This window comes from Devosia sp. FKR38, from assembly GCF_005222805.1.
GTDB lineage: Bacteria > Pseudomonadota > Alphaproteobacteria > Rhizobiales > Devosiaceae > Devosia.
This window is the reverse complement of the sequence record NZ_STGC01000005.1, coordinates 636,722-660,923: the sequence shown is the minus strand read 5'-3', so window position 1 is coordinate 660,923 and position 24,202 is coordinate 636,722. Positions and strand designations below refer to the sequence as shown.

Sequence of the window (24,202 nt, the reverse complement as noted above, 5' to 3'; positions counted from 1 at the left end):
AGATGGCGTGACATTTGGACCCCTCAACCGGTTCGGCGATGGTTACCCTAGTAGAACAGTCGGGTTTCCTAAAGGCGACGCTTGGCGTTTGCGACGCGGCGGAGAGAAAACTATTCTGTGCCGTGCGCGCCTGGGAGATTGCGCCCCTGCGTGCCGCCCCAAAGGCTCAATCAGCCGGGTGGGGTCCAGATGGGATCCTCGCGCTGCAGCGGCGCCATGGATTTGATGTCGCCGCCCCGCCGCATGGCGATGTTCATGCGGAAGCTGTTGCCGATGCGCTCGGAGCGCTCGATGAACAGCGCGGCGATGTCGGGCGGGCACAGTTGCGTCACGGTGCGGCGGAACAGGGCCAGCCAGCGCATGAAGTGGGCGTCCGAGAGTTCTTCGATGGCCATGTGCTTGGGCATGGGGCGGCCGGCATAGCGTCCCGAGCCGAGCAGCATGGAGCTCCAGAAATCGGCGATGAGCGAGAGATGGTGCGGCCAGGCTTCGGCCGGGATGCGGCTGTTGAACACCGGACCGATAATGGGGTCGCGGCGGGCTTCCCCATAGAAAGCGTCGACCACGGCGCGGATCATGGCCTCGTCGAGCCCATCCGGCGTGTCCCAGCCCACCCGCTGATGCTGGGTGCCGATGGGGGGACGGGGATTGTCTGTGTTGCTCATTCAGGCCTCGCGGATGGCATAGCTGCAGCGGCGACCGCCGGAGACGATGTGCTCGGCGCGGGTGACGGTCACATCGGGACCCAGCACAGCGCGGAACACCTCGAGTTCGGAGCGGCAGAAGCCCTGGCAGGCGGTGGCGGCCGCGCAGATGGGGCAGTGATTTTCCAGCAGAAGCAGTGATCCGTCAGGCTCTTCCTGCCACTGGGCCATATAGCCTTCCTGCGAGCGCAGACCAGCCAGGGCCGCAACCTTGTCGCGCAGCGCCGGGCGATCGGCCATGGCAGCGGCATAGGCGGCGCTGGTGTCGGCCTCGCGGGTGGCGATGATGGTGTCGAGGGCACCCTCCCCCAGCGTGTTGCGCACAATATCGAGCAGTTGCACGGTGAGCGCGGCATGGGTGTCGGGAAAGCGCGCCTGGGCAGCGGCGGTCAGCGCCCAGTTCTGCGTCGGTCGCCCGACGCCGCTGGCCTGGCTGGTGGCCAGCACGAGCCCCTCTTCGGACAGCCGGGCCAGTTGCTGGCGTGCGGCTTCGCCGGTGGTGCCCAGATGCTGGCCCACCGAGGCCGCCGATTGCGGCCCGTGCATCTTGAGCACCATCAGCACGCGCTCCGCCGGGCTGCGGGGCGTCCAACTCACATTTTCCAAGCCATCACTTGACATATCTGCCGGGAAGGTTTTCAAAGTCATGACTTGGAAATTAAGCGCCACAGCGACAAAACGCAAGTGCGGCGCATCAGCACAAGGAGACGACGATGGCGTTCGAATTGCCAAACCTGCCCTATGCCCATTCCGCCCTTGCCGAGCGCGGCATGAGCCAGGAGACGCTGGAGCTGCACCACGACAAGCACCATCAGGCCTATGTGACGGCGCTCAATGGTTTCGTCGACAAGAACGCCGATCTTGCCGGCAAGTCGCTGGAAGAGATCATCGCCTTGGCCAAGGACAAGGCCGAGCTGGCGCCGGTGTTCAACAATGCCGGGCAGCACTGGAACCACATCCACTTCTGGAATGCCCTGTCGCCCAAGGGCGGCGTGCTCGGCGGCAGGCTGGAAGCCAAGATCATGAGCGATTTCGGCTCGGTCGAGGCCTTCAAGGACGCCTTCAAGACCGCAGCCACAACGCAGTTCGGTTCGGGCTGGGCCTGGCTGGTGCTGGGCAATGACGGCAAGCTCAAGACCACCAAGACGCCCAATGGCAGCAATCCGCTGGCGACCGGCGAAGGCAAGCCGCTGCTGGGCCTCGATGTGTGGGAGCACAGCTATTACGTCGACTTCCGCAATCGCCGGCCGGACTATGTGACCAACTTCCTCGACAAGCTGGCCAATTACGAGTTCGCCGAAGCCAATCTGGGCTGACGCCAGCGAGAGTGCACACGGCAGCGGTGCCCCGCCCAGACGGGCGGCTGGGCGCCGCTGCATCACGTATTGCCAGCCGCGACGGATGGTCAGCGGCATAGCGGACCCAGGACATGACTTTTGTCGTCACCGAAGACTGTATCGCCTGCAAGCACATGGACTGTGTCGAGGTCTGTCCGGTGGACTGCTTTTACGAAGGCGAAAACATGCTGGTGATCCATCCGGACGAATGCATAGATTGCGGTGTATGTGAACCGGAGTGTCCGATCGACGCTATTCAGCCCGACACCGCGCCCGATATGGCGCCCTGGATCGCGCTCAACCGGACCTATGCTCGGCTGTGGCCCAATATCAGCGAAAAGGGCCAGCCACCGGCCAATGCCAAGGCCATGGAAGGCCGACCTGACAAGCTGCGGGACCTGTTCTCGGCATTGCCAGGAGAAGGAAATTGACAGACACCATGGCCGATTTCGACATACCCGAGACAATGATGTTGCGCCCCACCCGCCAGCCGGTGGTGGGCAGCGCCGAATTCCGTGCCGCCATGGCCGGATTTGCCTCGAGCGTCGGCGTGGTCACTGCGCGCCGCGGCGATGAGCGGATCGGACGCACCGTCACCTCCATGCTGTCGCTGTCGATGACGCCGCCGACGCTGTTGGTATCGATCGACATCACCAGCCGGCTGGCCGATTTCATCGCCAAGACCAATGGCTTCTCGCTGGCGATCCTGGCGGACGACCAGCAGGGTGTGGGCGATGCCTTTGCCGGTCGGCTCGACCCCAAGGACCGCTTCGCCTCCGGGGAGTGGTCGCATTGGCCGTCTGGTCACCCGATGCTTCTGGGCGCCGTGACCGCGCTCGACTGCGAGGTCATCGGCTCGATCGCGACCGAGAGCCATGTGCTGTTTGCCGGGGCGATCATCGAGGCCGAGACCAATACGGGACGCCGTCCGCTGGTGTGGCAGCGCCATGGCTATCACGGGCTGGCCGGACTCGACGGCGGCACCGGCGAGTGACAAGCTGGGGCATCATATGATGGCGGGCCTCGTGGGAGGCCCTGCCCCCCTAGTCCTCCAAAGCGAGCCTGTCGTGCCCCGCTACTTCTTTCACTACCGCACCGATGACCAGTTGATCCGCGATACGGATGGCAGCGACCTGCCGGACCTGGACGCTGCCGAGCACAATGCCGCTGCGCTGGCCAAGGCCATTGTCGAACACGCCAAGAGCCAGGGGGAAGACCCCACCCTGCCCCGCTCCATCGAAATCACCGATTCGGATGGCGAGGAACTGCTCTATCTGGTGTTCTGGGCCGGGCCAAAAATGGGCGGCGGTGGCGACACCGATGATGAGCCGGCGCTGGACACCCCCACGCTGCACTGATGGCACAAACAAAAACGCCGGCCCTGGGGCCGGCGTCTGTGCGTCTGGGAGGACGTCGGGATTATTGCGCCGGGGCGCCGGTGTAGATCTGGTCGAACACGCCGCCGTCGCCGAAGAAGCGGGGCTGGGCTTCGCGCCAGCCGCCGAAGTCGGCGATGGTCACCAAATTGACCTTGCCGAAGCGGGCAATGTCTTCCGGCTTGGCCGCCTCGGGCTTGAAGGGGCGGTAGTAGTTGGCAGCCGCGATGGCCTGGCCTTCGTCGGAGTAGAGATAGTCGAGATAGGCCTTGGCGAGGTCGGTATTGCCCTTCTTTTCGGCATTGCCGACCACCAGCGCCACCGGCGGTTCGGCGAGGATGGAGACCGATGGGGTCACGATGTCAAAGGCATCTGGCCCCAGTTCTTCGAGCGCCAGATAGGCTTCGTTTTCCCAGGCCAGCAGCACGTCGCCAATGCCGCGCTGCACAAAGGTGGTGGTGGAGCCGCGCGCGCCGGTGTCAAGGACGGGGACGTGCTTGTAGAGATCGGTGACGAAGGCCTGCGCTGTTTCATCCGAGCCGCCCGGCTGCGCCTTGGCCCAGGCCCAGGCGGCCAGCAGGTTCCAGCGGGCGCCGCCCGAGGTCTTGGGATTGGGCGTGATCACCTCGACGCCGTCCTTGACCAGATCGCCCCAATCCTTGAGGCCCTTGGGATTGCCCTTGCGGACCAGGAACACGATGGTCGAGGTATAGGGGGCATTGTTGTTGGCGAACGAGCCGCGCCAGTCGGCGGGGATCAGCGTCGGGTTGGCATCGGAGATGGCATTGATGTCGCTCTCGAGCGCCAGCGTCACCACGTCGGCTTCCAGCCCGTCGATCACGGTGCGCGCCTGGGCGCCCGAGCCGCCATGGGTGACCTGTACGGCGATGGTCTCGCCTGTGGTCTCCTGCCAATGCTTGATGAAGGCGTCGTCGAACTCCCGGTAGAGTTCACGGGTCGGGTCATAGCTGACATTGACCAGAGTGCGATCCTGGGCGTGGGCCGTTACGACAAAGCCCAGCACCAGCGCCGCAATCAGGGCGGCGTAGGCGAACAGTTTGGGGGCGTTTTTCAATCTCTGTCTCCCGCTGAGATCGGCGATTAAAAGACTACCACATTAGTGGGGTATTACAAGCATGGCCGCTTGCGCCTGAAGCGGCGCGATGGAAACGATTTGCTCCGATTTGTCGCCGGACGGCAAAATGAAGGCGAGCGGCACGCCAGAGCGCCCAAGCACGCAACTTCATTTCAGAACCCTAAGAACCCACTAATAAATTGCGGCTGTCACGGGGCTATTGCCCAACGCCTGTATAGGTCAAACGGACGGCAGACAGCGGCCCGCGCTGTGCCTAGAGTGCCGATGCGAGCTGAGGAGTCGTTGCATGAAGTTGAATCACGCCAACCGACAGATCCTACTGGAGCGGGCCGCGGAGTTGACGGGGCAGGACGAGGGCTTTGCCCAGTTCCTGCGGTCGGCCGTGCTGGCGACAGATCCGGAAGATCTGGCGCGCCAGGATGCGGCGGCCTTCGAGACGGTGCTGGCGCAGTCGTTCCGGCATCTGCAGAACTATCATGGCAAAGGCAGCGAATTGACCGTGACGCAGCCGGCGGTGACGGGTGCGCCGCTGGTGATCGACATTGTCTCGCCCGACATGCCCTTCATCGTCGACAGCGCGCTGGCCGCCCTGCGCGCGGCAGGCGGGGTGGTGCGTCTGTTCTCCCATCCGGTGGTGCGGCAGGCCGACGGACGGGCGCTCAGCGTGCTGCATATCCACAGCGATCCGGTATCCGACCATGGCGTGGTGGTGCATGAGATCGAGAGCACCATGGCCGATGTCAGCCGCGCCGTGCACGACTGGCAACCCATGCTGGAACGTCTGCGCAAGGCGATTGCCGAACTGACGCAGATCCGGTCGAGCCATGCCGATGAGCCGCTGCGCTTCCTCGACTGGCTGATCGAGCATAATTTCACCTTCCTGGGCATGCGCGAATACGCCATTGATGGCGATGCGCTGGTGCCGGTGGCCGGCAGCGGGCTGGGCATTCTCACCGACCCGGAAGTCAAGGTGCTGCGCAGCGGCCCGACCTTTGTCGAATCGACGCCGCAGCATGCCGCCTTCATCGCCTCGAACGAGCCGCTGCTGGTGACCAAGGCCAATGCGCGCTCGCGCGTACACCGGCGCGCGCACATGGATTACGTCGGCATCAAGCTCTATGACGCCACGGGCAAAGCCTCGGGCGAATTGCGCATTGTGGGCCTGTTCACCTCGCAGGCCCTGGCCACGCCGCACACCGAAGTGCCGATCATCCGCCGCAAGATTGCCGATGTGATGCGCAAATCGGGCGTGGACCCCATCGGCCATGACGGGCGCACGCTGCTGAGCGCGCTCGACAGCTATCCGCGCGACGAGCTGTTCCAGATCGGCGTTGACCAGCTGTTCGAATTCGCCACAGCAATTGCCGGTCTCTATGACCGGCCGCGCGTGCGGGTTTTGCCGCGCATCGACCGCTTCGACAATTTCGTCTCGGTGCTCGTCTATGTGCCACGCGACCGCTATGACGGCGCGGCGCGGGAGCGGATCACCGACTATCTGGCCAAGGTCTATGACGGTCGCGTCTCGGCCTTTTATCCCAATTTCCCCGAAGGGGAGCTGGTGCGGGTGCATGTGATCATCGGGCGCGTGGCCGGGCCGACGCCCAAGCCCTCGCGCAGCGATCTGGAGGCCAAGGTCTTTGCGCTGACCAGCAATTTCGGCGACCTGCTGGTGGCAACAGCCACGGACCCGGCGGCGATCAGCGACTACCGCACGGCTTTCTCGCCAGCCTATCAGTCGCGCAATTCGGCGCAGGACGGGCTGTTCGACATCGACGTGCTGCGCAGCCTGGGCGACAGCGGCCAGGTGGCCATCAAGCTGCGGACGCGCACTGGTGCGGATGGCGCGCTGGGCCTGAAATATTACCATCGCGCCAGCGCCATTCCGCTGAGCGACCGCGTGCCGATGATCGAGGCCTTTGGCTTCCGCGTGGTGGATGAGCGCACCTACACCATCACCCCGCGCGACGGGGTGGACCGCTATGTGCACGACATGGTGCTGGCCACAGCCGATGGCAGTTTCCTCGAGGTCGCAACGCGCGGCCCGGCGGTTGAAGATGGCCTGTTGGCCGTGTGGGATGGGCTGGCCGAGAGCGACCAGCTCAATTCCCTGGTGGCCCGCACGGGCCTGGGCTGGACCGATGCCGCCCTGCTGCGGGCACTGTCGCGCTATCTGCGGCAGATCGGCATTTCCTATTCGCAGCGCTATATCGCCCAGGTGCTGGTGACGCAGAAGGACGCCGCCGAGGGGCTGGTGGCGCTGTTTGATGCGCTGCACAACCCCAGGATGGCGGACGCCGCGGCTGCCGCCGAGGCAGCGCGGACGCGGGTGATGACGGCGCTCGACGCCATGGCCTCGCTGGACGAGGACACCATCATCCGGCGCTTCCTCAACCTGGTGGACGCCAGCGTGCGCACCAATGCCTATCAGCGCGACGCCGACGGACAGCGCCTGCCGGCGCTGGCCATCAAGTTCGACAGCGCCAAGGTCGATGGCATGGTGGCGCCGCGCCCGTTCCGCGAGATTTCGGTCTATTCGCCGCGCGTTGAAGGCATTCACATGCGCTTCGGCGCCATTGCGCGCGGTGGGCTGCGCTGGTCGGACCGACCGGAAGACTTCCGCACCGAGGTGCTGGGCCTGGTCAAGGCGCAGCAGGTCAAGAACGCCGTGATCGTGCCGGTGGGCGCCAAGGGCGGCTTTGTGCCCAAGCGGCTCAGTGCCGGCATGGCGCGCGACGCGTTCCAGGCCGAGGGCGTGGCCAGCTACAAGATCTTCGTCGGTGCCCTACTCGATGTCACCGACAATCTGGTTGAGGGCGCCGTGGTGCCGCCGCGCGACCTGGTGCGGCGCGATGGGGACGACCCCTATCTGGTGGTCGCCGCCGACAAGGGCACGGCGAGCTTCTCGGACACCGCCAATGCCATTGCCGTCGGCCGTAACTATTGGCTGGGCGATGCCTTCGCCTCGGGTGGCTCTGCGGGGTACGACCACAAGAAAATGGGCATCACCGCGCGCGGCGGCTGGGAGGCGGTGAAACGCCATTTCCGCGAGATGGACCGCGATATCCAGACCCAGCCCTTCACCGTGGTGGGCGTGGGCGACATGAGCGGCGACGTGTTCGGCAATGGCATGCTGCTCAGCCCGCAGACGCGGCTGGTGGCGGCCTTTGACCATCGCGATATTTTCATTGACCCCAATCCCGACCCGGCGACGAGCCTTGCCGAGCGGCAGCGGCTGTTCGCCCTGCCCCGTTCGAGCTGGCAGGACTATGACAAGGGCCTGATCTCGAGCGGCGGCGGCGTGTTCCCGCGTAGCCTGAAATCCATCCCGCTGACGCAGGAGATGCAGTCAGCCCTGGGTTTGAGCGCGGCGCATGCCACGCCGGCCGAGGTGATGACCGCCATTCTCAAGGCGCCGGTGGACCTGTTGTGGTTTGGCGGCATCGGCACCTATGTGCGATCGAGCCTGGAAACCAATGCCGAAGTGGGCGATCGCGCCAATGACGGCATCCGCATCACCGGCAGCGAGATACGCGCCAAGGTGGTGGGCGAAGGCGCCAATCTTGGCGTGACCCAACGCGGGCGCGTCGACTATGCGCTCACGGGCGGCCGCATCAACACCGACGCCATCGACAATTCGGCCGGGGTGAATTCGAGTGACCTTGAGGTCAATATCAAGATCGCCGTGGCGCCGCTGCTGGCCAATGGCACGCTGAGCCTTGAGGCGCGCAATGCGTTCCTCGTCACCATGACCGACGAGGTCGCGGCGCTGTGCCTGCGCAACAACTATCTGCAGGGCCTGGCGATTTCGCTGGCCGAGCGGGCCGGCCTGGCCGAGCTGCCGGCGCATCGCGAGCTGATGGAGCAATTGGTTGATCGCGGCCTGCTGGATCGGGCGGTGGAATTCCTGCCCACCGATGCGGGCCTCGATAACCGCATGGGCACCGGCAAGGGGCTGATGCGCCCCGAACTGGCGGTGATCCTGGCCTATGCCAAGCTGACGCTTTATGCCGATCTGCTGGATGGCCACGCCATTGACGACGACTATCTGGCCAGCGAGCTCTATCGTTACTTCCCCGAGACGCTGCACACCAGCTATCCCGAGGCGGTGGCCCGGCATCGGCTGAAGCGCGAAGTGATTGCCACCGTGCTGGCCAATGCGATGATCAACCGGGGCGGCCCGGCCTTCGTCAGCCAGATGACGGCAGCGACCAGCGCCAGCCCGGGCGAAGTGGCGCTGGCCTATGCGGCCACGCGCGACGTCTATGGGCTGACCGAGATCAATGCCGCCATCGATGCGCTCGATGGGCAGGTGCCTGGGGCGGTGCAGCTGGAGCTCTATGCCGAGGGCATGGCGCTGCTGCGCCAGGAATGCCTGTGGTTCCTGCGCAATGCCGATGTGACCGAAGGCCTGTCGGGCCTGGTGGAGCGGCACCGCGGCGGCGTGGCGACACTGCGCAGCCTGATCACCAGCACCTTGCCGGCGTCTTTGGCCGAGGGCGTGTCCACCATGGCGGGCCGGCTGATCGTCAAGGGCGTGCCCGAGGCCACGGCGCAGCGCATCGCCGAGCTGGGCGTGCTGAGCTATGCCAGCGACATCGTGCTGGTCAGCGAGCGTGGCGGCGTGTCGGTGGCCGATGGCGCTGCGGCGTTCTTTGGCGTGTTCACCGCCTTCAAGCTCTGGCCGGTGATCGCCCAGGCGCGGGCGCTGGTGCTGAGCGACCGCTTCGACCGCATGGCGCTCGATCGCGCCCTGGCCAATCTGATGCGCGCGCAGCGCGATCTGACCGGCGACGTGCTGCGCGCCGAGGGCAATACGGTGACCGAGCGGCTGGTCGAGTGGCAGAGCCGGCGCCAGGCGGTCATTGCCCGTACAGCAGCGGCCGTGGCCGAGCTGACGCAGGGGACGCTGACCGTGTCCCGCCTCAGCGTGGCAGCAGGTCTGCTGGCCGATCTGGCGCAGGGGTAGCATCACCCCTGCCGCAGGCGCGACGCGTGAGGGCGTTGCGAACAAAACAGGAAACGTGCTCCCTTGGGCCTCAGTCCGGGGGACCCTGATTCGTGCTTGCTCCGTCCAGCTATCTTGATGCGCTCAACCCCGCCCAGCGCGCGGCCGTGGAGCATGGCGCGGGACAGGAGAGGCCCGGCCCCTTGCTGGTGATTGCCGGCGCCGGATCGGGCAAGACCAATACGCTGGCCCATCGCGTGGCGCATCTGATCGTGAGGGGTGCCGACCCCAGGCGCATCCTGCTGATGACCTTTTCGCGCCGGGCGGCCAGCGAAATGAGCCGGCGCGTGGAGCGGATCGCGGTGCAGGTGCTGGGCACCAGCGCCGGGGCGGTGACCGATGCGCTGAACTGGTCAGGCACCTTTCATGGCATTGGCGCGCGGCTGCTGCGCGAATATGCGCCGCAGATCGGGCTGGACCCCAGCTTTACCATCCATGACCGCGAGGATTCGGCGGATCTGATGAATCTGGTGCGGCATGAACTGGGATTTTCGGACGCCAAGAGCCGCTTTCCCACCAAGGGCACGTGCCTGGCCATCTATTCCCGCGTGGTCAATGCGCAGGACGAGCTCAGCGCTGTGCTCGAGAGCCATTTCCCCTGGTGCGCCATGTGGGAGAAGGAGCTCCGAAGCCTGTTCGGCGCCTATGTGGCGGCCAAGCAGGCGCAGAACGTGCTCGATTACGATGATCTGCTGGCCTATTGGGCCGGCATGATGGCCGAGCCGGCCATTGCCGCCGCAGTGTCGGCGCGCTTTGACCATGTGCTGGTCGATGAATACCAGGACACCAACCGGTTGCAGTCCTCGGTGCTGCTGGCGCTCAAGCCCGAGGGTCATGGGCTGACCGTGGTGGGCGATGACGCACAGTCGATCTATTCGTTCCGCGCCGCCACCGTGCGCAATATCCTCGACTTTCCCGCTGCGTTCACGCCGCCGGCCGCGATCGTGACGCTGGACCGCAATTATCGCTCCACCCAACCCATTCTTGCCGCCGCCAATGGCGTGATCGAGCTCGCCAGCGAGCGCTTCACCAAGAACCTGTGGACTGAGCGGCAGTCGGACGCCAAGCCGCTGCTGGTCACCGTGCGCGACGAGGCCGACCAGGCGCGCTATGTGGTCGAAAAGGTGCTGGACGCCCGCGAGGGCGGCATGACGCTGAAGAACCAGGCTGTGCTGTTTCGCACCTCAAGCCATTCGGGCCCGCTGGAAATCGAGCTGACGCGGCGCAACATCCCCTTCGTCAAGTTCGGCGGACTGAAATTCCTCGATGCCGCCCATATCAAGGATCTGCTGGCCATATTGCGCTGGGCGGAGAACCCGCGTGACCGCGTGGCGGGATTTCGCGTGCTGCAACTGCTGCCCGGCGTCGGGCCGGGCACGGCCGGCAAGGTGCTCGATGCCATGGCCACCGGGCCGGACCCGATCTGGGCGCTGGGTGAAATCCCGGCGCCGCCGCGGGCCGCCGAAGGCTGGAGCGGGCTTGTCGATCTGATGACCCGGCTGGGCCGGCGCGACGCGGGCTGGCCGGTGGAGCTGGGCTATGCGCGGCTGTGGTATGAGCCGCTGCTGGAGCAGACCTATGACGACGCCATGGTGCGGGTGCAGGACATTATCCAGCTCGAACAGATCGCCGGTGGCTATGCCAGCCGCGAGCGCTTCCTGACCGAGCTGACGCTCGACCCGCCTGATGCCACCAGCGACCAGGCCGGCGTGCCGCTGCTGGACGAGGACTATCTGATCCTGTCCACCATCCACTCCGCCAAGGGGCAGGAGTGGAAGGCGGTGCATGTGCTCAATGTTGTGGATGGCTGCATGCCGTCGGACCTGGGCACGGGCAGCACGGCCGAGCTCGAGGAAGAACGCCGGCTGCTCTATGTGGCCATGACGCGGGCGCGCGACCAGTTGCACCTGATCGTGCCGCAGCGCTTCTTCGTGACGCAACAAGCCAAGCATGGCGACCGGCATCTCTATGCCCAGCGCAGCCGCTTCATTCCCCGGGCCATGGTGGGGCTGTTCGAGGATGTGCTGTGGCCGCCGGTGACCCCGGCCCACATCGAAGGCCTGTCGCCTGCGCCGGTGCGCATGGACATTGGCGCGGCCATGCGCGGCATGTGGAAGTAGCGCACGGGACACGCCCCTGCCCCATGCCAAAGTCGGATTGTGCCGAGCCGCTGGATGGCGAGAGTGGGCCATCCATCTTGTCCAGCCCAGAGCCGCTCATGACCACGCTTACCGACTGGCTTGCCGCCCAGACTGTCGATGCCGGACTGGCGTCGGTGATGCAGACCATGGCCGCGGCCAGCGCCGAAATCGCCCGTGTGTTGCGCTCTGCCGCCATCACGGGCGAGACCGGGCTGGCTGGCCACACCAATGTGCAGGGCGAGGCGCAAAAGGCGCTCGATGTGATCTCAAACGATATTGTTTTGAGTCACATAGGCGAAAATCCCGAGATCTCGATTCTGATTTCCGAAGAGCTGGATGAAGCCGTTCAGATGCAGAATCAGGGTCGCTATCTGGTGGCCACGGACCCGTTGGACGGATCGTCAAATCTGGACGTAAACGTCACTGTCGGCACGATCTTTTCCATTCTGGATGCCAGCAAGGGCCTGCTTCAGCCGGGCACGGCGCAATTGGGCGCGGGTTACGCCGCCTATGGCCCGGCAACGAGCCTAGTGCTGACGTTCGGACCCAGAGCAGCAGCGTTTACGCTCGATGACACCGGCACCTTCCAACTGACCACCGCGGCGCTGAGCGTGCCCAGGGCGTCGGCGGAATACGCCATCAACACGGCGCGGGAACGGCTGTGGGACGCGGCGACACGCGGCTATGTCGCCGAGAATGTAGCGGGGGAAACCGGACCAGCCGGCAAGCGCTACAACATGCGCTGGGTCGGCTCCATGGTAGCCGATGTGCACCGCATCCTGATGCGTGGCGGCATCTTCCTGTATCCGCTCGACAGCGAGACCTCGGCCAAGGGCGGCCGGCTGCGGCTGCTCTACGAGGGCAATCCCATGGCGCTGCTGGTGCAGGCCGCCGGGGGGCGTTCGACCACCGGGCAGCAGAGCGTGCTCGATGTGGTGCCGACCAGCATTCACCAGCGGGTGCCGGTGGTGCTGGGCTCGGCCGACGAGGTGGCGCGGGTCGAGGCCTGGTACGGGCGGACCTGAGGTCTCTGGGCGCGCGGTCTGCCGCTCGAACAGCGCCAGTCGAGAAGCTGCGGGACGCGACATCTGAGCGAATTGCAACGTTCTTATTGTCTCGCTATAGCTCTTGGCATGTGTTGCCGGCGCCTTGAGATCGCCGGACAGGAGCCATCATGACCGACGCCCCCGCCACCCTGCCCAAGACCAATTCGAGCCCATGGTCCAACCGCCCGTTCCACCGGCAATATCTGATGGCGCAGGCCAACAAGCTCTATGATTTCTTCGAGGGCCCCTCGCTCAATGCCAAGGGCGGCTTCTTCGAGCTCGATGATGATGGCAAGCCGCTGGGCGGCGCCAATCCGATGCGCCAGATCCATGTGACCACGCGCATGGTGCATTGCGCGGCCATCGGCAGCCTGATCGGCCGCCCCGGCTCGGGCGAACTGCTCGACCATGGCATGCGCTACATCTGGGAAGGGCACCGCGACGCGGTCAATGGCGGCTATGCCTGGGGTGCCAATGACACCGGCATCGTCGATGGGTCCAAGCAGGCCTATGGCCATGCCTTTGTGCTGCTGGCTGCTTCGAGCGCCAAGCTGGTGGGCCATCCCCTTGCCGACCAGATCATCGCCGACGTCACCGGCGTGATCAATGCGCGCTTCTGGGACGAAGGCGACGGCGCCATGCGCGACGAATACAATCAGGACTGGTCGGTGCTGCTGCCCTATCGCGGGCAGAACGCCAATATGCACATGACCGAGGCGCTGATGGCCGCCTATGAGGCCACCGGCAACAAGGACTATCTGAGCAAGGCCGAGCGCATTGCCGACCGCATCATTGCCCGCAATGCCGTGCCGCTGGGGCACCGTGTCGCCGAGCATTTCGACTCCAAATGGGTGGTCGACAAGCACTATGAAGGCAATGAGATGTTCCGCCCCTCGGGCACGACCCCGGGCCATTCGCTGGAATGGTCGCGGCTGCTGATGCAGCTGTGGATCCTGGGTGACAAGCGCAACAGCTGGATGACCGATGCGGCGCGCAATTTGTTCCGCCAGTCGATCGAGCTGGGCTGGGACCATGTGCACGGCGGCTTCTTCTACACGCTGGACTGGGACAACAAGCCCATCATGCGCGAGAAGCTGTGGTGGCCGGTGAGCGAGGCCATTGGCGCGGCAGCGTTCCTCTCGGCCTATGACCGCGACGACTATTTCCAGAGCTGGTATCGCACGCTGTGGGATTTTGCCGAAAATCACGTGATCGACCATGCCCGTGGCGGCTGGCTGAGCGAGCTCAAGGAAGATTTGACGCCGACCTCGCGCCTGTTCGTGGGCAAGCCCGATATCTACCATGCGCTGCAGGCCTGCCTGATCCCGCTCTACCCGGCGACGGGAAGCCTGACGGCGGCGATCATCGAGGCTGATCACACGGTCAAGCAGCACCACTGAGCCGCCGTTCTGGTTGCATCGGGCGGTGGTGACGCGTACATCACCGCTCGACGCGAGAGACCCGAGCCATGCTGCCCACTGACCGCCTGCCTGCCCAATTGCCGCGCCTTTTGGTCGACCGCGCCGTTGCCGCGGCGCTGGAGGAAGACCTGGGCCTGGCCGGCGATCTGACCAGCCAGGCGACCCTGAGCCCGAGCGCCACCGCAACAGCAAGCCTGTCGGCGCGTGAGCCCGGCGTGATCGCGGGGCTCGATCTGGCGGCAGCGGCCTTTCGACTGGTCGGCGATGGTGTGGTGTTCACCCCCAAGGTTGCCGATGGCGACCGCATCGCGGCCGGCGGCGTCGTGGCCGTTGTCACAGGGCCGGCGCGGCTGGTGATGTCGGCCGAGCGCGTGGCGCTGAACTTCCTCAACCACATGAGCGGCATTGCGACCCTGACGCGGACCTATGCCGATGCCGTGGCCGGCACATCGGCGCAGATCTGCGACACCCGCAAGACCACGCCAGGGCTGCGGGCCTTTGAGAAATATGCCGTGCGCTGTGGCGGCGGCGCCAATCACCGCTATGCGCTCGATGATGCCATCCTGATCAAGGACAACCATATCGCCGTGGCCGGCAGCGTCACCGCCGCTTACCAGGCGGCCGCAGCCTATGCCGGCCATCTGGTGGCCATCGAGATCGAGGTGACCACGCTGGCCGAGCTCGAGGAAGCGCTGGCGGCCGGGGCCCGCGTGGTGCTGCTGGACAATATGGACAATGCCATGCTGCGCCAGGCCGTGGCGCTCAATGCCGGCCGGGCGCGGCTGGAGGCTTCGGGCGGCGTCAAGCTTGACCGTGTCCGCGCCATCGCCGAAACCGGCGTCGACTTTATTTCCACCAGCCAGATCACCATGGCGGCCAAGCCGCTCGATCTGGGTCTTGATGTCGAGATCGGTGCCTGAGATGAGCCTTGCGCAACAAGCGCCGACCAATAGCGCCCTCACCGATCTGGCCGTGACAGCCGCCATTGCTGCAGCGCGCGTGATCCTCGATGTCTATTCACGCCCGATCTCGTCTGTGTCCAAATCTGATGGCTCGCCGGTGACCGAGGCCGATGCCGCCGCTGAAGCGGTGATCCTGGACCATCTGCGCGCCACCGGCATTCCCGTCTTGGGTGAAGAGAGCGTCGCGGCCGGCATCATTCCGAACCTTGGCCGGCGCTATTTCGTGGTTGATCCGCTCGATGGCACCAAGGAATTCATCAAGCGCAACGGCGAATTCACGGTCAATATCGCGCTGGTGGAAGATGGCGCGCCGGTGATGGGCGTGGTGCTGGCGCCGGTGACCGGCGAGACCTTTGTTGGCGACGCGTCGGGCGCCTATTCCGGCAACAGTCTTGCTGGCGTGCTGCGGGACCGGCGCCCCATCGCGGTGGCAAGCACCCTGCCCCTGCGCATCGTCGCCAGCCGGTCGCATGGCCATGCGGCGCTGGCCAGATTGTGCGAGACGCTGGCCGTCGAGTCCGATGTGTCGGTGGGATCCTCGCTCAAGTTCTGCCTGTTGGCGCGCGGCGATGCCCAGCTTTACCCCCGCTTCACCCCAACTTGCGAATGGGATACCGCTGCCGGCCAGGCTGTGCTTGAAGCAGCCGGTGGGGCCGTGGTGACGCTGGATGGCCAGACCATGCGCTATGGCAAGGGCGAGCTGGGGTTCCTCAACCCCTATTTCGTGGCGGCTAGCACTCTGGATCTGGCGCAGCGCGCCGCTGCAGAGATGGCGCAACTGATCGCCTAGACGGGCCGCCATGCAAGAGGGTCTTAACTGATCTGCACGATCGCAGGCACCGTACAACTTGCACGATTCACGGGCTGCATATAGAGAACCGACATATATCGGTCCGACATAGCGCCCCCGGGAGTGTGCATGAACGTCAGAACCCTGTGCCTGTCCATTCTGCATGATGGCGATGCGACGGGCTATGAGATCCGGCGTCTGTCGGTGGAGGGCGAGTGCTCCTACTTCGTGGAAGCCAGCTTCGGATCAATCTATCCTGCGCTGGCCCGACTGGAGAGCGAAGGCCTGGTCTCGAGCCGGCTGGAGCAGCAGGACGGCAAGCCGACCAAGAAGATCTATTCAATCACCCCCGCGGGTCGGGATGCTTTTGTGCAGGAACTGTCCGCGCCGATGGGCGAGGAAGTCTTCCGCAGCCCCTTCCTGCTGTTTGCCCGCTTTGCCCACCTGCTGCCGCGCGAACTGGTGGCAGCGCGGGCCAATGACTATCTTGCGGTCCGCCAGGAAAAGCATCGCATCGTCGCCGAGGCGATGGAAACGCCTAGCCTGAATGCGTGCGACGCATGGGTGATAAACTACGGTCGTGCCATTATGGGCGTTGCGGAAGAGTATCTGCGCACCCATATGGACGATTTGATCAAACTAGGGCGAGCCGAGCCAAACAAAGACGCGGCCGAGTAATCTAAAGGGACGGAATTTAATGCGTGCACTCTTTTCCTACGGTGTGGCTTTGTTGATCCTGATTTTGGCAGGAGCATGGCTGGCCACCGGGACCCTGGTGATGGGCGGCAACGGCCCGGGCAAGGGTGAACGCCCGATTATATCGGTGATGGAAGGCGAAGAGCATGGTCCGATCGCCACGCAACTGGCCGAGGCCGGCGTGCTGGCCCAGCATGAGGGCGAGGAAAAGGTCGACCCCCATCTGACCATTGCCCAGCGCAATGAGCAGGCCAATGGCGCCAGCACAGCGCTGCAGTCCGTCCGCACATCGACCTATGTGGCCGAGCCGATGACCGTGGAAGTGTCCCTGCGCGGTCGCACCAAGGCCAAGGCCTCGGTTGGCGCGGTTGCCGAAACCGCCGGCATCGTGGACACCGTGCATGTCACCAAGGGCCAGAAGGTTGCCGTGGGTGAGCTGCTGTGCACGCTCGACCAGGGCACCCGCGCCGCCGCTGTGGCCCAGGCCAAGGCCGCCGTAGCCCAGGCCAGCGCAGGGCTGGTGAAAGCCCAGTCGGACTATGACACCAATGCTGAACTCCGCGCCAAGGGGCTGGCTGCGCCCAATACCGCCCAGCAGGTCGAAGTGGGCCTGAGCTCTGCCCAGGCCAATGTGAGCGCGGCCCAGGCGGGACTCGACAATGCCGAGGCCGAACTCAACCGTACCGAGATCAAGGCCAAGGTGGCCGGCGTCGTGCAGGACCCGCTGGTAAACGCCGGCGCCATGCTTGGCCAGGGCCAGCCCTGCGCCACCATCGTGCAGCTGGACCCGATCCTGTTTGTCGGCCAGGTGCCGGAAGCCCGTATCGGTCTGGCCCGGCTCGGCCTTGACGCAACCATCGACACCATTACCGGCCAGTCCGTGCCCGGCAAGGTGACCTATATCTCCGCGACCGCCGATGCCGCGACCCGCTCTTTCCCGGTGGAGATCGAGGTTCCCAACGCCAATGCCGCCATTCGCGACGGCGTTTCGGCCACGGCCAAAGTGGTGATGGGCAGCGCGCTCGCCCATCTGCTGCCGCAGTCGGTGCTGACGCTCAATGACAGCGGTGTGCTGGGGGTCAAGACCGTGACCGACAGTGTCGTCAAGTTCGTGCCCATTACCATTGCCAGCGACACGCGCGAAGGCGTGTGGGTGCTGGGCCTCCCCACCAGCGCTGACGTGATCACCGTCGGCCAGGAATATGTCGTGGACGGCCAGTCCGTCGACGCCACCAATGTTGCTGCCAAGACCCCCAACGCAACCGCGAGCTGATCCATGCTGGACTTTATCGAACGCATCCTGAGGATGCCGCGTGTCGTTCTCACCGTCATGGTTCTGCTGCTGCTGGCTGGCTACTCGGCCTATAGCACGTTGCCCAAAGAGAGCTTCCCGGCGATCGATATCCCGTATTTCTACATCTCGGTCAGCCAGACCGGCGTGTCGCCGCGGGACGCTGAGCAATTGCTGGCCAAGCCGATCGAAGACCGCATCAAGGAAATCGACGGGCTGGAGAACTACTCGTCCACATCAACCACCGGCCACGCCTCGGTGTTCCTTGAGTTCAACGTGAATGCCGACAAGGACAAGGCCCTCTCGGATATCCGCGCCAAGATGGACGGCGTCACAGCCGTACTGCCGGACGACGCCAAAGAGCCGACAGTGTCGGAAATCTCGTTCTCGGACATGCCGACCATCTCGGTGGCTGTCTATGGCACCGTGCCCGAGCAGGAACTGGTGCGCCGCGCCAAGGACCTGCGCAAGGAACTGGAGGGCATGGGCGACGTGCAGAGCGTGACCCTGTCGGGCTCGCGCGATGAAGTGCTCGAGGTCACCATCGACCTCAACCGCCTGGAAGCCTATGACCTGACGGCAGCCCAGCTGCTCGATGCACTGTCCAAGAACAACATGGTGGTGCCGGGCGGCACGCTGGACAGCGGCCAGGGCTCGTTCAACGTCGAAGTGCCCGGCCTGATCAAGAACGCTCAGGACGTCTATACGCTGCCGCTCAAGACCTCGGGCGACACCGTGGTGACCTTTGGCGATGTGGCCACCATCACACGGACGTTCAAGGACGCCACGCAGTATGCGCATGTGAATGGCCAGCCGGCGATCACGCTGGGCGTGGTCAAGAAGCTGGGCACCAATGTCATCACCATCTCCGATGAGGTCCGCAGGGTCACAGAGGCCTATACGGCCGATTGGCCCAAGGGCATCGAGACCAGCTTCCTGATTGACCAGGCAGACTCCACCAAGGGCCTGTTCCGCTCGCTGGAAGCGGCGGTGCTGACTGCCGTGGCGCTGGTGCTGATCACCTGTATCGCAACGCTGGGCGTCCGCCCGGCCATCATGATCGGCATGTCGATCCCGATCTCGTTCATGATCGCTTTCCTCGTCGTGCAGGTCATGGGCATGACCATCAATATGATGATCATGTTCGGGCTGGTGCTGGCGGTGGGCGTGCTGGTGGACGACCCCATCGTGGTGGTCGAATATGCCGAACGCAAGCTGATGGAAGGCGTCTCCAAGAAGGAGGCCTTCATCATGGCGGCGCGCAAGATGTTCGTGCCGGTGGTGTCGGCGACGTTCACCACGCTGGGCGCCTTTGTGCCGCTGTTGTTCTGGCCGGGCATTATCGGCAAGTTCATGAGCTATCTGCCCATCATCGTGATCGTGGTGATGTGTGCCTCGCTGGTGTCGGCGCTGATCTTCATGCCCATCATCGGTGCGCTGATCGCCTCTACCCATGTCGACCCCGTGGCCAAGGAAAAGGCCGACATGGTGATGTATGCCGACAAGTTCGACCCCAAGAAGGTGGGCGGCGTCACCGGCGTTTATGTGCGCACCATGCAGCACTTGCTGCACCAGCCGCTGCCGACGCTGGGCATTGGCTTTGCCCTGATCATCGGCATGTTCGTGCTCTACGCCAACAGCAACCCGACCTCTGAAGCCTTCCCGGCCTCCGAGCCGGAGTTCGGCACCGTCAACGTCATCACGCGCGGCAATTACTCGCCGATCGAGATCCGCGACATGCTGGTCGAGGTGGAGAACGAGATCCTGCAGGTCCAGGGCATCCAGGACGTGATCATGAGCTTTGGCGGCGGTGGCTCAGGCCTGAGTTCGGGCGGTCCGCCGGATACCATCGGCTCGTTCAACCTGCAGCTGCTGCCCTATAATGAGCGCGACAAGGCGGCTGTGATCTTCCAGAACATCCGCGAGCGGGTAGCCGACATCTCGGGCCTGCAGGTGCAGATTGCCGCCCAGGAAAACGGTCCGCCGGCCGGCAAGGCCATCAACCTGCGCGTGGAAGGCACGGTATATGACGACATCGCGCCAGCCGTGACCAAGCTGCGCAACTATATCGAGAACGAGCTGGGCGACACGATCGACATCGAAGACGGCCGCCCTGCACCCGGCATCGACTGGGAAGTGACCATCGACCGCGAAGCGGCTGCCAAATACGGCATCGGCGTGCGGGAACTGAGCCCCTATGTGCAGCTGGTGACCTCCGGCGTGAAGCTGGGCAGCTATCGGCCCGATGATGGCGGCGACGAACTCGACATCCGCGTTCGCCTGCCGGAGGAAGAGCGCACCTTCGACGCGCTGGACTCGCTGCGCATCGTGACGGCGCAGGGTCTGGTGCCGGTGAGCAATTTCATCGAGCGCACGGCCGTGCCCAAGGTGGCCAATATCTCGCGTCGCAATGGCGTCTATGCCATGGGCGTGGCCGCCAATCTCAACCCGACCAATGCGGCTGGGGAACCGGTGACCTCCGACGCCAAGATCGAGCAGATCAAGGCCTGGCAGGCCACGCAGGAATGGCCCGCCTCGGTCAAGATCGTCTATGGCGGCGCGGCCGAGCAGGTGGACGACACCAATGCGTTCATCGTGTCGGCGTTCGGTGCAGCGATGTTCCTGATCTTCCTGATCCTGCTGCTGGAGTACAACAGCTTCTGGCAGGTGATCGTGACGCTCTCGACGGTGATCATGTCGCTCGGCGGCGTGCTGCTGGGCATGGTGGTGACCGGGATGAGCTTCTCGGCCATCATGACGGGCCTGGGCATCGTGGCCCTGGCCGGTATCGTGGTGAAGAACGGCATCGTGCTGATCGACACCTATAACCACTACAATCGTGACGAACATGTCGAACCCATCAAAGCCATGCTGCTGACCATCAGCCAGCGCGTGCGCCCTGTGCTGCTGACGGCGACCGTGACCGCACTGGGCGTTATCCCGATGGCGGCCAATGTCGAGTTCGACTTTATCCGTCGCGAGATCGTGGTGGGCGGCATTGCCGGCTCGTGGTTCATCCACCTGTCAGCGGCGCTGGTGTCGGGACTGTTCGTGTCCACGGCGCTGACGCTGGTGATGGTGCCGGTGATGGTGGTGGCGCCCAATGTGCTGTGGAGGCAGATCCGCTGGATCAGCCACCAGTTTGCCCGCCTGGGACGCTTCGTCACCGGTCGCGGTGGCCAGCCGGCCATGGCAATGCCGGCGGGCTTTGACGGCATGGCCGTCGAAATCCCCGCCGATGCCGATGGCTCCAAGCGCTATATCGTCAGCCCCGATGCCGGGTTGGTGAAGAAGGAACAGAACGGGGTGACCGTCGTCAGCCGCCCCGATCGCCCGGAAGCCGCCGAATAGCTTCGGCGCACACACTCCAACAGAAGGCCCGCAGCGATGCGGGCCTTTTTGTTTCAAGCGACGAGGCTGTAGAGCCGCCAGTCATCGCCATCGAAGCTGATGTCGCGCGCAGGGGCTGCATGGCCTGCGACTGCCTTATGCCAGAATGCCGCCGCTGCCAGGTTCGCATGGGGCACGGCGATGTGCCAGTCGCCCGGATGACGGGCGAATGCTGCGGCCAATGCCGCCTGCCCTGCACCGCGGCGCCGGTAGGCCTTGAGCACGAAGAACTCGGCCATGAACCAGCAGGGCGTGCGGCCCGTCAAAGGGCAGCCGTCGATCACCAGGGCAAAGCCGGCGATCTCGTCTCCCGCCATGATGAGATAGGGATGCTGCCAGAACCGGTCGAGGAAGTCGTACTCGAAGCGTCCGTCTGCGCCGACCGGAAACGGCATGAACTCGGTCATGTCGTGCAGATAGAGCTGGATCAGATTGGCAACGGTACGCTTCTGATCCGGGCGGGCAGCGATGAGGGATATGGCGGACATGCCGGCATGGTGCGCCATGCGGCGCTGCTGGACAAGTGCACAACGCGGCCCGAGGTGAGCGCCGGGGTTCCGGCACGCGCGGACTACCCGCGTCGCGAAACCCCAGTCTCATCCTTGCCTCAGCCTGACCCTGCCCGCGCGGCGTTTTGCCCGCCCTTATTCGGCGGCGGGCAGGCCGCGCTTGACGAAGCCGTCGGGATCGTTGGCGGTCTGCAGCAGCTTTTCCTCGGCCTCGGTGGCCTCGCGCTGGCGGTTCCACATCTGGGCATAGAGCCCGCCCTGGGCCAGCAACTGCTGGTGATTGCCGCGCTCGGCGACGACGCCCTCGCGCAGCACCAGGATCTCGTCGGCATTGACCACGGTCGACAGCCGATGGGCAATGACCACGGTGGTGCGGTTCTGCGACACCACATCGAGGGCGGACTGGATGTCGCGCTCGGTCTTGGTGTCGAGCGCCGACGTCGCCTCGTCTAGGATGAGAATGGAGGGCGCCTTGAGAATGGTGCGGGCAATGGCCACGCGCTGCTTCTCGCCACCGGAGAGCTTGAGGCCGCGCTCGCCCACGGGCGTGTCATAGCCCTTGGGCAGGCTCTCGATGAAGGGCCCGACCTGGGCCATGGCGGCGGCCGCACGCACATCGTCCACCGAGGCGCCGGGGCGACCATATTCGATGTTGTAGCCAATGGTGTCGTTGAACAGCACGGTATCCTGCGGCACCATGCCGATGGCGCGGCGCAGGCTCTCCTGCGTGACATCGCGCAGATCCTGCCCATCGATGGTGATGCTGCCGCCCGTCACGTCATAGAAGCGATAGAGCAGCCGCGAGATGGTGGACTTGCCCGCGCCAGTGGGGCCGACGATGGCCACGGTCTTGCCAGCCGGCACCTCAAAGCTCACGCCCTTGAGGATGGGACGATCAGCATCGTAGTGGAAGGTGACATTGTCAAAGCGGATCACCGGGCCGCTGATGGTCAGCGGCGTGGCCTTGGGGCTGTCCTCGATCTCGGGCTTCTGGTCGAGGAGCTTGAACATCTCCTCGATGTCGGTCAAGCCCTGGCGCAGTTCGCGGTAAACAAAGCCGATGAAGTTGAGCGGGCGATAGACCTGCATCAGGAAGGTGTTGAGCAGGACGAAGTCACCCAGGGTGAGCGTCTTGTTCATCACGCCCAGCACCGACATGATGGCGATGACAAGGAAGCCACCATAGAAGATGACGGCCTGGCCGAAGTTGAGAAAGCCCAGCGAGGTCCAGATTCGAATGGCCGAGCGCTCATAGCCGGCCATGGAGACGTCGTAGCGATCAGCCTCCATCTGCTCATTGGCGAAGTATTTGACCGTCTCAAAATTGAGCAGGCTGTCGATGGCCTTGCCGTTGGCGTCAGTGTCGGAATTGTTCATGTCCCGACGGATCGAGATGCGCCAATTGGAGGCCTTGATGGTGAAGTAGAGATAGCCCCAGATCATCACCACCAGCACGCCCAGATAGCTGATGCCGAACATCCACACGAAGATGACGGCCGTGATGATGAACTCGACCAGGGTGGGGGCAATGTTGAGCATCGTGAAGCGCACGACGGTTTCAATGCCCTTGGTGCCGCGTTCGATGACACGGCTCAGCCCGCCGGTGCGACGCGCCAGATGGAAGCGCAGCGACATGCGGTGCAAGTGGTGAAAGGTGCGGAGCGCCAGCTTGCGCACGGCATTCTGGCCGACACTGGCAAACAGCACGTCGCGCAACTGCTGGAAGCCCGCGTCGGCGATATTGCCAATGACATAGGCGATGACCAGCACAATGGGTACGGCGAGGCCGAAGACGAGATTGCTGTCTGGCGCTGCCCCGTCGAGGCTATCGATAACCCCCTTGTAGGCGAAGGGCACCAGGGTAGTGGCCACCTTGCTGAGCATCAGGGCGCCGATGGCGAGCACAACGCGCAGCCGCAAATCGGCGCGGTCGGCGGGCCACATATAGGTCCACAGGTTCCTGACCGTAGAGAAAAGGGAACCTTCGTCCGCGTTGACGGACGGTTTCTTGGCAGCGCTGTCGGCAGGCATCAGGCGGGTTCCGATTCCATTTTGGGGGTGGCCGGGCCCAGTGCGGCAAGCATGCCGGAATAGGCCGAACCCAGGGCGGCAAGGCGTTCATGCTGGACGATGTAGCAGTTTCGCGTGCCGCGCGGCTTGCGCTCGATCAGCCCGGCGTCGAGCAGCACCTTGATATGCTGGCTGACGGTGGACTGGGCCAGGGTGAGGGACTCGGTCACATCGGCGCAACAACATTCGGGGCGCTGCTGATTGGACAGAATGCGCAGGATGTTCAGGCGCACGGGATGGCCGAGCGCGCGCATGATGGCTGCAATATCGTCGTCTTGCATGGGTTGAACTGCTTTTATCGTCATCTTGCGATATACATGGGACCAATGGCCCAAATAATCAATGGCCCGCCGAGCGGCGGGCCATTT

At 64.5% G+C, this 24,202-nt stretch carries 19 protein-coding genes; 13 read left to right on the top strand and 6 right to left on the bottom strand.

Annotated elements, in window-relative coordinates:
* Positions 1-170 precede the first annotated feature (170 nt).
* Both E8M79_RS08255 and E8M79_RS08250 read right to left on the bottom strand, forming a co-directional pair.
* On the bottom strand, positions 171-665 hold the full coding sequence (locus E8M79_RS08255; RefSeq protein WP_248304943.1) for a group III truncated hemoglobin: 495 nt from the start codon (positions 663-665) through the stop codon (positions 171-173).
* Positions 666-1,262, bottom strand: a complete 597-nt coding sequence (locus E8M79_RS08250; RefSeq protein ID WP_248305048.1) for a MarR family transcriptional regulator — start codon at positions 1,260-1,262, stop codon at positions 666-668.
* A gap of 155 nt (positions 1,263-1,417) precedes the next feature.
* On the opposite strand from E8M79_RS08250, the gene E8M79_RS08245 reads away from it, so the two are divergent.
* From E8M79_RS08245 to E8M79_RS08230, 4 genes are all read left to right on the top strand, one after another.
* Positions 1,418-2,020 carry a superoxide dismutase gene (locus E8M79_RS08245; RefSeq protein WP_137151456.1) on the top strand — a complete coding sequence of 201 codons (603 nt, stop codon included), beginning with the start codon at positions 1,418-1,420 and terminating at the stop codon, positions 2,018-2,020.
* A 113-nt stretch (positions 2,021-2,133) separates the two neighbouring features.
* Positions 2,134-2,472 (top strand): ferredoxin FdxA, encoded by a 339-nt coding sequence (gene fdxA, locus E8M79_RS08240; protein WP_137151455.1) that lies wholly within the window; start codon positions 2,134-2,136, stop codon positions 2,470-2,472.
* A complete protein-coding gene (locus E8M79_RS08235; protein WP_137151454.1) occupies positions 2,469-3,035 on the top strand; it encodes a flavin reductase family protein in 567 nt (188 codons plus the stop codon). The genes fdxA and E8M79_RS08235 overlap by 4 nt, the downstream gene beginning before the upstream one ends.
* 73 nt (positions 3,036-3,108) lie before the next feature.
* Positions 3,109-3,399 (top strand): hypothetical protein, encoded by a 291-nt coding sequence (locus E8M79_RS08230; RefSeq protein WP_248304942.1) that lies wholly within the window; start codon positions 3,109-3,111, stop codon positions 3,397-3,399.
* Positions 3,400-3,460: 61 nt separating this feature from the next.
* Here E8M79_RS08230 and E8M79_RS08225 read toward each other — a convergent pair whose 3' ends face one another.
* A complete protein-coding gene (locus E8M79_RS08225; protein ID WP_282568117.1) occupies positions 3,461-4,474 on the bottom strand; it encodes a sulfate ABC transporter substrate-binding protein in 1,014 nt (337 codons plus the stop codon).
* Between the two features lie 325 nt (positions 4,475-4,799).
* Here E8M79_RS08225 and E8M79_RS08220 point away from each other — a divergent pair, with 325 nt between their 5' ends.
* From E8M79_RS08220 to E8M79_RS08180, 9 genes are all read left to right on the top strand, one after another.
* Positions 4,800-9,479 carry an NAD-glutamate dehydrogenase gene (locus E8M79_RS08220; protein WP_137151452.1) on the top strand — a complete coding sequence of 1,560 codons (4,680 nt, stop codon included), beginning with the start codon at positions 4,800-4,802 and terminating at the stop codon, positions 9,477-9,479.
* Between the two features lie 92 nt (positions 9,480-9,571).
* Positions 9,572-11,638 (top strand): ATP-dependent helicase, encoded by a 2,067-nt coding sequence (locus E8M79_RS08215; protein ID WP_137151451.1) that lies wholly within the window; start codon positions 9,572-9,574, stop codon positions 11,636-11,638.
* A 98-nt stretch (positions 11,639-11,736) separates the two neighbouring features.
* A complete protein-coding gene (locus E8M79_RS08210) occupies positions 11,737-12,684 on the top strand; it encodes a class 1 fructose-bisphosphatase (protein ID WP_137151450.1) in 948 nt (315 codons plus the stop codon).
* Positions 12,685-12,833: 149 nt separating this feature from the next.
* The gene (locus E8M79_RS08205) at positions 12,834-14,105 is read left to right on the top strand and encodes an AGE family epimerase/isomerase (protein WP_137151449.1); all 1,272 of its coding nucleotides are present in this window, start codon (positions 12,834-12,836) and stop codon (positions 14,103-14,105) included.
* Positions 14,106-14,173: 68 nt separating this feature from the next.
* Complete coding sequence (nadC, locus tag E8M79_RS08200) at positions 14,174-15,046, top strand: carboxylating nicotinate-nucleotide diphosphorylase (RefSeq protein ID WP_137151448.1); 873 nt, start codon at positions 14,174-14,176, stop codon at positions 15,044-15,046.
* Position 15,047: 1 nt separating this feature from the next.
* Positions 15,048-15,878, top strand: a complete 831-nt coding sequence (cysQ, locus tag E8M79_RS08195) for a 3'(2'),5'-bisphosphate nucleotidase CysQ (protein ID WP_248304941.1) — start codon at positions 15,048-15,050, stop codon at positions 15,876-15,878.
* Between the two features lie 129 nt (positions 15,879-16,007).
* On the top strand, positions 16,008-16,556 hold the full coding sequence (locus E8M79_RS08190; RefSeq protein WP_137151447.1) for a PadR family transcriptional regulator: 549 nt from the start codon (positions 16,008-16,010) through the stop codon (positions 16,554-16,556).
* A 19-nt stretch (positions 16,557-16,575) separates the two neighbouring features.
* Positions 16,576-17,847 carry an efflux RND transporter periplasmic adaptor subunit gene (locus tag E8M79_RS08185; protein WP_137151446.1) on the top strand — a complete coding sequence of 424 codons (1,272 nt, stop codon included), beginning with the start codon at positions 16,576-16,578 and terminating at the stop codon, positions 17,845-17,847.
* Between the two features lie 3 nt (positions 17,848-17,850).
* A complete protein-coding gene (locus tag E8M79_RS08180; protein WP_137151445.1) occupies positions 17,851-21,216 on the top strand; it encodes an efflux RND transporter permease subunit in 3,366 nt (1,121 codons plus the stop codon).
* A 53-nt stretch (positions 21,217-21,269) separates the two neighbouring features.
* On the opposite strand, the gene E8M79_RS08175 is transcribed toward E8M79_RS08180, so the two are convergent.
* The 3 genes from E8M79_RS08175 to E8M79_RS08165 all read right to left on the bottom strand — a co-directional run bounded on the left by E8M79_RS08175 (position 21,270) and on the right by E8M79_RS08165 (position 24,115).
* Complete coding sequence (locus E8M79_RS08175; protein ID WP_137151444.1) at positions 21,270-21,761, bottom strand: GNAT family N-acetyltransferase; 492 nt, start codon at positions 21,759-21,761, stop codon at positions 21,270-21,272.
* Positions 21,762-21,899: 138 nt separating this feature from the next.
* Entirely contained in the window at positions 21,900-23,795 is a 1,896-nt protein-coding gene (locus E8M79_RS08170; protein WP_137151443.1) for an ABC transporter ATP-binding protein/permease, read from the bottom strand.
* Positions 23,795-24,115 carry a metalloregulator ArsR/SmtB family transcription factor gene (locus E8M79_RS08165; protein WP_248304940.1) on the bottom strand — a complete coding sequence of 107 codons (321 nt, stop codon included), beginning with the start codon at positions 24,113-24,115 and terminating at the stop codon, positions 23,795-23,797. Before E8M79_RS08165 ends, E8M79_RS08170 begins: the two co-directional genes overlap by 1 nt.
* Positions 24,116-24,202: the final 87 nt, after the last annotated feature.